The sequence below is a fragment of the Halococcus salifodinae DSM 8989 genome (assembly GCF_000336935.1).
GTDB classification, from domain to species: Archaea; Halobacteriota; Halobacteria; order Halobacteriales; family Halococcaceae; genus Halococcus; species Halococcus salifodinae.
The window spans coordinates 112,705-122,012 of record NZ_AOME01000051.1; the positions used below are offsets into that span (position 1 = coordinate 112,705).

At 66.0% G+C, this 9,308-nt stretch carries 9 protein-coding genes (1 of these 9 running past the window's edge); 8 read left to right on the forward strand and 1 reads right to left on the reverse strand.

Annotated elements, in window-relative coordinates; all coding sequences use genetic code 11:
- Positions 1-41 precede the first annotated feature (41 nt).
- From C450_RS07820 to C450_RS07855, 8 genes are all read left to right on the forward strand, one after another.
- Entirely contained in the window at positions 42-425 is a 384-nt protein-coding gene (locus C450_RS07820) for a nuclear transport factor 2 family protein (protein ID WP_005042350.1), read from the forward strand.
- Entirely contained in the window at positions 422-1,423 is a 1,002-nt protein-coding gene (locus C450_RS07825; protein ID WP_005042351.1) for an LLM class flavin-dependent oxidoreductase, read from the forward strand. The genes C450_RS07820 and C450_RS07825 overlap by 4 nt, the downstream gene beginning before the upstream one ends.
- A gap of 47 nt (positions 1,424-1,470) precedes the next feature.
- The gene (locus tag C450_RS07830) at positions 1,471-2,136 is read left to right on the forward strand and encodes an isochorismatase family protein (protein WP_005042353.1); all 666 of its coding nucleotides are present in this window, start codon (positions 1,471-1,473) and stop codon (positions 2,134-2,136) included.
- A 55-nt stretch (positions 2,137-2,191) separates the two neighbouring features.
- Positions 2,192-3,592: a dihydroorotase gene (locus tag C450_RS07835; RefSeq protein WP_005042355.1), complete on the forward strand. Its 1,401-nt coding sequence runs from the start codon at positions 2,192-2,194 to the stop codon at positions 3,590-3,592.
- A gap of 116 nt (positions 3,593-3,708) precedes the next feature.
- A complete protein-coding gene (locus tag C450_RS07840; protein ID WP_049910006.1) occupies positions 3,709-4,941 on the forward strand; it encodes a CaiB/BaiF CoA transferase family protein in 1,233 nt (410 codons plus the stop codon).
- Positions 4,941-5,903 carry a hydroxymethylglutaryl-CoA lyase gene (locus C450_RS07845; RefSeq protein WP_005042358.1) on the forward strand — a complete coding sequence of 321 codons (963 nt, stop codon included), beginning with the start codon at positions 4,941-4,943 and terminating at the stop codon, positions 5,901-5,903. The genes C450_RS07840 and C450_RS07845 overlap by 1 nt, the downstream gene beginning before the upstream one ends.
- Positions 5,904-5,959: 56 nt before the next feature.
- Positions 5,960-7,276 (forward strand): 3-isopropylmalate dehydratase large subunit, encoded by a 1,317-nt coding sequence (locus C450_RS07850; protein WP_005042362.1) that lies wholly within the window; start codon positions 5,960-5,962, stop codon positions 7,274-7,276.
- Positions 7,273-7,776 carry a 3-isopropylmalate dehydratase small subunit gene (locus tag C450_RS07855; protein ID WP_005042365.1) on the forward strand — a complete coding sequence of 168 codons (504 nt, stop codon included), beginning with the start codon at positions 7,273-7,275 and terminating at the stop codon, positions 7,774-7,776. Before C450_RS07850 ends, C450_RS07855 begins: the two co-directional genes overlap by 4 nt.
- 131 nt (positions 7,777-7,907) lie before the next feature.
- Here C450_RS07855 and C450_RS07860 read toward each other — a convergent pair whose 3' ends face one another.
- Positions 7,908-9,308 carry the 3' portion of a DEAD/DEAH box helicase gene (locus C450_RS07860; protein ID WP_049910007.1) on the reverse strand. It continues 294 nt past the right edge of the window, so the window shows 1,401 of its 1,695 coding nt (coding positions 295-1,695); its start codon lies off the right edge, out of view; its stop codon occupies positions 7,908-7,910.

Genomic DNA, 9,308 nt, shown 5'->3' on the forward strand with positions numbered 1-9,308 from the left:
CGAAGGAGATAGGTCGTTGCGGTGTGAACGATTCGAGAGGCATGAGCGACACACCAGCCCCGCGTGCCGTCGCCGAGGCGTTCTTCGACCGGATGGCCGACGACGACCGCCGGCGGACCGCCGGCGAGCTGTTCGTTGCCGAGCCGACGATCACGCTTCCTGGCGCGTCGTTCGCCGGCGAGGACGCTTTCGCGGCATTCCTCGATCATCTCGCCCCGCGCTACGAGCGGGCGACCAAGACGTTCGACCGCTGGATCGAGTCGGGGTCGACGGTCGTGAGCATCGGGACGCTCTCGGGCGTCGACAACCGTGGCGAGGCGTTCGAAGGCGTTCGCTACATCGACGTCTACGAGGTCGCGGACGGCCGGATCGAGCGCCTCGACATCTGGAACGACCTCCTCGTGGCGGGGGTCGTCGATTCGTGACCGACCGTATCGGGGTGCTCCTCTCGCTCCGCGACGACCTCGATCTCGTCCGACGGTCCGAACGGTTGGGCTACGAGAGCGTCTGGGCCGCCGAAGGCCAGGGCCGGACGGCATTCGGCAAGCTCGAACGGTGGGCGACCGCGACCGATCGGATCGGCCTCGCGACCGGGATCGTGAACGTCTACTCGCGCACGCCCGCGGCGCTCGCCCAGGCGGCGGCGACGCTCGACGCACATTCGGGGGGCCGGGCGATTCTCGGTCTCGGCGTCGCCCACCCCGGCGTGGTCGAGGGATTTCATGGTACGGAGTTCGATCGCCCGCTCGCGCGCATGGCCGAGTACGTCGATCTGGTCCGGCGGTACCTCCGGGGCGACGCCGACGGCTTCGACGGGGAGTTCTACACACCGGAACGGACGCGATTCTGGGACGCCTTCGAGCCGGAGCGGGCGAAAATCCCGATCTACAACGCGGCGCTCGGCGAGGGCAACGTCACGCTCACCGGCGAGTACGCCGATGGCTGGCTGCCGAACCTCTACCCGCGACCGCGCTTCGAGACGGCAACCGGGTGGCTGGCGCGCGGGGCCGACCGGGCTGGACGGGACGTCGAGGAGATCGATGTCGCGATGTACGTCCTCACGAGCGTCGACGAGGATCCGGCGAAAGCGCGCCGCGCCGCGGCCGAACACGTCGTCTACTACCTTCGGCAGATTCCGGGGTACTACGGCCGGGTCGCCGAAGAGGCCGGCTTCGCGGACGAGGTCGCGGCGATTCGAGCGGCGAATTCGGACGCGACGGCCGCCGACCGAGTGAGCGAGGAGTTCCTCGACCTCGTCGCAGTGGCAGGAACGCCCGACGAGGTGCGAACAGGGCTGTCGACGATCCGTGAGATGGGCGTCGACCTGCCGATCGTGCGTGCGCCCGCCGGCGTCGAGGACGAGGCCGTCCACCGGATGCTCGAAACGTTCGCCCCCACACCGTCGGGGGAGGACACGACGTGACGAAGGCTTATGTCGATCGGCGAGAAACCGATTCGTGATTCGTTCGCATGACCGAGCACATCTGGGACGACCTGCTGACCGAACGGGATCGCCAGGTCATCAAGAAAGCCGGCTACGACGAGGCCGGCGCGTCGAGCTGGGACTCCCGCGGGCTGGGGACCGATCCGCTGGTCCTCGTCATCGACGTCCAGCGCCTCGTCGTTGGGGAGGACGAACCTATCCTCGACGCGATCGAGGACTACCGGACGGCGATGGGCGAGATCGCGTGGGACGCGATTGAGGAGATCGGGCCGTTCCTCGATTTCGCCCGCGAGCATGGCCTCCCCGTCGCGTACACCCGGGTCGTCCCGACGAGCTACGATGACCCGGATCACGAGGACCTCGACATCGTCGAGACGGTCGCCCCCGAACCGGGCGAGACAGTGATCGATAAGTCATACGCGAGCGCGTTCTACGGCACGGACCTGCTCTCGCGGCTCGTTCGTGGTAGCCACGATTCGGTGATCATCGTCGGCAACTCCACGAGCGGGTGCGTGCGCGCAACGAGCATCGACGCCCAGCAGAACGGGTTCGACGTGATCCTCCCACAGGAATGTCTGTTCGACCGGATCGAGGCCTCTCACAAGGTCGCGCTGCTCGATCTGTGGATGAAGTACGCCGAGGTACTGGAGCGAGACGAAGTCGAAACGTACGTCGAGGAGATCACCGAATGAATGCAGGAATCACTCCCGGACGACTCACTTCCGTACGACCCACTCGAACACAGCCATGACACACGACCTCGTCATTGCGAACGGTACTGTCGTCTCGCCGGAGCAGGGAACCTTCGACGCCGACGTGGCCGCCGACGGTGACGCGATCGCCGCGGTCGCCACTCCAGGAGCGCTCTCCGGTGAGCGCGAGATCGACGCCAGCGGGAAGCACGTCCTTCCGGGGGCCATCGACCCCCACACCCACCACGGCATCTATCGCGGACTCGAAGCCGACGCCGAGACCGAGTCGCGCTCCGGTCTCGTCGGCGGCGTGACCACCATCGGGAACTACTTCCGCCGTCCCGACTCGTACCGCGAGATCATGGACGAGTACGTCGCGGCAGCAGAGGACAACTACTACCACGATTACTTCTTCTCGCTCGGGTTACTCTCGTACGACCACATCGAGGAGATCCCCTATATCGTCGACGAGCTCGGGATCACATCGTTCAAGTGGTACATGAACTACAAGTACGTCGCGCCGGAGAAGTTCGGCGTCGACTGCGAGATGCGCGACGACTGGGGCGACGCGTTCATCCAGGCGCTCGCCGAGCAGGACGTCCCGACGACGCTCGGCCACCACTCCGAGAACGTCGAGATCACCAGCGCGCGCGGCGACAACCCCTACCTCGACGTCGAGACCGACGAGGACGGAGAGCACCGCGACTACGACGCGCTCGTCGAGCAGTTCCCCGGCTACGCCGAGGCCCAGAGCATGACTGCGAGCGGGTCGCTGGCCCGCCAGCACGGCTACGACGACAATTTTTATGCGGTTCACATCTCCTCGGGCCAAACTGCCGACGAGCTGGCGATGCTGCACGACGCGGGCTGGGAGATCACGGGCGAAACGTGTACGCACTACCTCGCGCTGACGACCGAGGAGTGCGACGAGCGCCACAACGTCAACCCGCCCGTGCGCTCAAAAGAGGATCAGGAAACCCTCTGGGAGCGGGTCGCCGACGGCACCATCTCGTGTATCGGCACCGATCACTGTGCCAACCTCGCAGAGGACAAAATCGGCGATGACGTGCCCGACAGCCTGCCTGGCTTCCCGTCGACCGCGACGATGCTCCCGCTCGTCCTCTCGGCAGGCGTCCACGAGGACCGCATCTCGCTGGAGCGCGCGGTCGAGGTCACGTCGACCGACACCGCGAAAGCGTTCGACCTTTATCCGAAGAAAGGCTCGATCAGAACTGGGACCGACGCCGACCTGACGATCGTCGACCTCGACGAGCCGAAGACGGTGACGCCGGAGCTGCTGCAGAGCGCGGCCGACTACTCGCCGTACGAAGGCCGCGAGGTGACCGGCTGGCCGACCCACACGATCGTCCGCGGCGAAGTCGCCTACGAGGACGGCGAGGTCGTCGGCGAACGGGGCCGCGGGACGCATATCGACCGGCCGATCACGGCGGACTGATCGCCCACTGGCGAGCCGATCCGTTTCCGATCGAACGGCGCGACTCATCGATACAACACATGGATGCGAACACGAACAACACCGACGACATGACGGGAAAAGGTTCGAACACAGACATGGACGCCACGGCTGCTGGGGGGAACACGCTCACCGACGGACAGGGACCGCTCGACGGGCTCGTGGTCGTCGAGGCGGGATCGATGATCGCCGCCGGTCAGGTCGGGCGGCTGCTCGCCGACTTCGGCGCGACGGTCGTCAAGATCGAACGTCCCGGAACCGGCGACCACCTGCGTCGCTTCGGCCCGCAAAAGGAGGGAACCGGCCTCTGGTGGAAGTACCTCGGGCGCAACAAACACTCCGTGACGCTCGACCTCTCGGCGGACGCGGGGCGGGCCGTCTTCGAGGACCTCGTGGGCGAGGCGGACGTCCTCGTCGAGAACTTTCGGCCAGGGACCCTCGAAAAGTGGGGGCTCGCGCCGGACGGGTTGCTGGAGCGAAACCCCGACCTCGTGGCGCTGCGCATCTCGGGATTCGGCCAGACCGGCCCGTACGCCGAACGACCGGGGTTCGGCACGCTCGCCGAGTCGATGAGCGGATTCGCTCACCTCAACGGATTCCCCGATCGGCCGCCGCTGCTGCCGCCCACTGGCCTCGCCGACGGCGTCGCGGCGATGTTCTCGACGTTCTCGATCATGTTCGCGCTGTGGCACCGCGAGATGCACGACGGCGGCGGCCAGGTAATCGATACCAGCCTGATCGAGCCCATCTTCTCGTTGCTCGGTCCGCAGCCCCTGCGATACCAGCAGCGCGACGAGATCGAAAAGCGCTCGGGCAACCGCTCGACCTCCTCCGCGCCGCGGAACGTCTACCGGACTCGTGACGAGCGGTACGTCGCTATCTCGGCATCGACCCAGCCGACCGCGATGCGGATCTTCGACGCGATCGACCGACCCGACCTGAAAGACGATCCCCGGTTCGAGACGAACGAACGCCGGCTCGCGAACGTCGACGAACTCGACACGATCATCCAGGACTGGATGGCCGAGCATAGCCGCGAGGAGGTGCTCGCCACGTTCGACGAGACCGGCGCGACCGTCGCACCCGTGTTCAACGTGGCGGACATCGCCGACGACGAGCACTACCGCGCCCGCGAGGCGCTCGTCGAGGTCGAGGACGAGGACCTTGGCACGGGGCTGGTGCAGAACGCGATTCCGAAGTTCAGCGAGACGCCAGGCACCGTCGATCACCTCGGCCCCGAGCTCGGAGCGCACAACGACGCCGTGTACGGCGACTTCCTCGATTACGAGGAATCGTTCCGTGAGGAGCTCGCCGAGAAGGAGGTGATCTGATGGAGCACGGCCCGCTCTCGGTGCCCGACGAGGTATCGGTGGTCGAGATGCTCCCTCGCGACGGGTTCCAGCGTCTCGACGAGTTCGTTCCCACCGATCGGAAAGTCGAACTCGTCGACCGGCTGAGCGCCACCCGAATCGACGAAATCGAAGTCACGTCGTTCACCCACCCGGACGCGGTGCCGACGCTGCGGGACGCCGACGCGGTGGCCGCGGGGATCGAGCGTCACGACGACGTGACCTACCGCGCGCTCGTGCCCAACACGGTGGGAATGGAGCGCGCGGTCGATGCCGAGATGGACAAGGTGAACGCCCTGGTGACGGTGAGCGAGAGCTACAGCCGGAAGAATCAGAACATGACCGTCGAGGAGAATCTCGCCGAGGTCGAGTCGATCGTCGAGATCGCCGCCGAGGTGGGTATTGAGGTCGAGGCAGGGATCGGGACGAGCTTCTACTGTCCCTACGAAGGCAGGATCCCGATGAAGCGTACCCTTGCGGTCGTCGAGCGCGTCGTCGAGGCCGGCGTCGACGAGGTGACGCTCGCGACGACGATGGGGCTCGCCGACCCCGCTCAGATCGCCGCGACGTTCACGGCGGTGTTCGAGCGCTGGCCCGATCTCGACTGTGGGCTCCATCTCCACGACACCAACGGAATGAGCCTCGCGAACACGCTCGTCGCGATGCAGTACGGCGTCGACCGCTTCGACACGTCGGTCTGCGGCCTCGGCGGCGGTGTCGTGCTCCCCGAAGGGATGGTGGGAGTCGGCAACACACCGACCGAGGACCTCCTTCACATGCTCACCAGGATGGATGTCGACGTGGCTGCCGATTTCGAGGACGTGGCAGAGGCGGCCGAAATCGTCGCCGAACAGCTCGATCTCGGCGCGACGAGCCACGTCCTGATGGGCGGAACAGTCGAAGAAGTGTTGGCGACTGTCGCCGACGACCGACCGCAGGACTGACAACCGCGCGCGACCAAACACAAAGTGAGACCGACGCAGCAACCGTTCCCACAATCATGACCGGCAAGACAATCGCGGAGAAGATCCTCTCGGAGAAGGCCGACACGGACGTTCGAGCGGGCGAGTACGTCGAGGCGGACATCGACGTGGCGATGGCCCACGACATCACCGGACCGCTCGCGTTCGAGACGTTCGATGACGTGACCGGCGACGACGCCGAGCTGTTCGCGCCCGAGCGAACGGTGTTCACCATCGACCATCACGCCCCCGCCGACGGCGTCAAGGCGGCGAACAACCACAACGCAGTCCGGGAGTTCGCCGCCGAGCACGGCGCACACCAGTTCGACGTCGGCGACGGCATCTGTCACGCCGTTCTCGTCGAGGAGGGGTTCGTCCATCCCGGCGATCTCGTCGTCGGAGCCGACTCGCACTCGACGACGTATGGAGGGATCGGTGCATTCGGCACTGGCGTGGGTTCGACCGACCTCGGGACCGCGCTCGCGACCGGTGACCTCTGGTTTCGCATCCCGGAGACGAAGCGCTTCGAGGTGCACGGCGACCTTCCGGACGGTGTCTACGCGAAGGACCTCATCCTGAAGTTCATCGGCGATGTCGGCTTCGACGGCTGTACGTACCAGGCCGCCGAGTACGGCGGCGGCGCGATCGAGTCGCTCCCGATCCACGAGCGACTCGTCCTCTCGAACATGGCGATCGAGATGGGCGGCAAGACGGGATTCGTCGAACCCGACGAGCGAACTGCCTCATATCTCGAACACCAGGCGGGGATCGAGTGCGACCTCGACGGACCCACGTCGCCGGACGACGACGCGGTGTACGAATCCATCCACACTTACCAGGCGACCGATCTCGCACCCCAGGTGTCGAAACCCGCGAACCCCGAGAACGCGGTCGACGTCGGTGCGGTCGAAGGGACACCGATCGACCAGCTGTTCGTCGGGACCTGCACGAACGGGCGCTACGAGGACATCAAGCTGGTCGCCGACGTCGTGGAGGGCGAAGAACTCGCACCGAACGTCCGGATGGTGGTCGTCCCCGCATCGGGATCGGTGTACCGCCGAATGTTGGAGACGGGCGTCTTCGAAACGCTCGTCGATGCCGGGGCGATCATCCAGAACGCCGGCTGTGGCCCGTGTGCGGGCTACCACCAGGGCGTCCTCGGCGACGGCGACGTCTGTCTCGCGACCGCGAACCGGAACTTCCCGGGTCGCGAGGGATCGATGGACAGTAGTGTGTACCTCGCGTCGCCGGCAACTGTCGGCGTCTCGGCACTGTATGGCGAGATCACCGATCCGCGCCGTGGCGATCCCCAGCGATACGACGACGTGGTTCTGACCGAGGAGGTGCCGACGTGACGACCGACCTCGATCACGGTCAGGCGTGGACGTTCGGCGACGACATCGACACCGACCAGATCACCCCCTCGCGGTTCATCGTCTCCAGCGACCCAGAGGAACTCGCCGAGCACGCGTTTGAGGACCTCCGCCCAGCGTTCGCGGCAGAAGTCTCGGAGGGCGATTACGTCGTCGCAGGCCACAACTTCGGCTCCGGCTCGTCGCGCGAACACGCCCCGCTCTCGCTCATCGGTGCAGGAGTTTCAGGAATCGTGGCGCAGTCGTTCGCGCGGATCTTCTTCCGGAACGCGCTCAATCTCGGGCTCCCGGTGATGATCTGCCCAGCCGCCGACCAGATCGACGACGGCGACGACGTCAGCATCGACCTCGGCGACGGCTTGGTCCATAATCACACGACCGACGAAACCTACGACGCCGAGCCACTCCCCGAGTTCCTGCAGTCCCTTGTCGACGAAGGCGGACTGAAGGCGTACACGAAGACGAAACTTGGAACGGAGTAGTGCGTCGCAAAGCAGCGGACAGTCGTCCGTTTGCAGCCGTAGAAATATAACTAATTGCTCAGATTAACCCAGTGAGATCGGCGACGAAGCCCGTGCTCGCCCCCGTCCGTCGTCGGTCGATACGCCGATCGCTACGGACCAGTCGGGTCGTTCATCTCGGTCTCGGACAGTCGGACGCCTTTCCCGACGAGGTGGCGGAGCTGCTGGCGGACGAAGTCCTCCTCGCGGGTGCCCCGGGTCGCGAGGACGTACACCCGGGAGTTCCCCGCCGGGCGCATCGTTCGGCCAGCACGCTGGGAGGCCTGGCGGCGCGACCCACCCAGCCCAGAGGCCATGATGGCGACCTCGGCGTTCGGGAGGTCGATCCCTTCGTCGCCGACCCGCGAGACGAGTAGTCGGGATCGTTCGCCACGTCGGAACTCGTCGAACAGCCGCTCACGCTCGGCATGGCGGGTCTCGCCGCTGATGAACGGCACGTCGAGCGCGTCGGCGTACTCGCGACCCTGGTCGAGCCACTCGACGAACACGAGTGCCTTCGCGTCGGGGTGGTCGTCGAGCAAGGAGCGGACGGCGTCGAGCTTCGCGGTGTTCGTGCCGGCGACCTGCCGACGTTCGTGACCCTCGGCGCTCGCGTACTCCTCGCGGTCGATCTCGCTCCCCCACGGCACGTATCGGAGTTCGACCTCGGGCTCGGCGACGAACCCCGCCTCGAACAGCTTCGCCCAGTCGGTGCCGATCGGCGGGCCAATGAGTGTGAATATTTCTGATTCCTTGTCGTCCTCCCGGACGGGTGTCGCTGACAATCCGAGCCGATGCTTGGCCTGGAGATCCGCGCTCCGGCGGAACACCTTGCTTGGAATGTGGTGGACTTCGTCATAGACGATCAGTCCCCACCGGCGTTCGTCGAAGAGCTTGCGGTGGCGGTCCATCCCGGCGGTTTGGTAGGTCGCGATCGTCACCGGCCGGATCGACTTCTCGCCGCCGTGGTACTCGCCGACCTGGTCCGGGTCGAGATCGGTGTGAGTGAGGAGTTGATCGCGCCACTGGCCCGCGAGTTCGCGACTCGGCGCGAGGACGAGCGTCTCGCCGCCGACGTCGGCCAACGCGGCGATCGCGGCGATCGTCTTTCCACTTCCCGGTGGCCCGACCAGCACGCCCGCACCGGATTCGAGGAACTGCTCGACCCACTCGCGCTGGTACTCACGGAGTTCGAGCTCGAGATCGACATCGAGTTCGGCACCCTGTTCGAGATCGCGCTGGTCCTGGACGGGGTAGCCCGCGTCGTAGAGCGTGCGCTTGATCTCGCTTTCGGAGCCTTCGACCACCCAGCTCTCGGTGTCGGTGATCGGTGCGTGGAGGTGGTCGTCGTCGAGGTGCTGGCGGGCGATGTTGCCCATCAGCGACGGATTCGTGGCTTCGAGCACGGTGTACCCGTCGGAATGGGTGGTCAGCGCGAACTGCCGGGCGCGATCCCACTGGCTTTCGATCCACCCCTCCAGATCGGGCGAGCGACTGTCTCTTATACACATCTC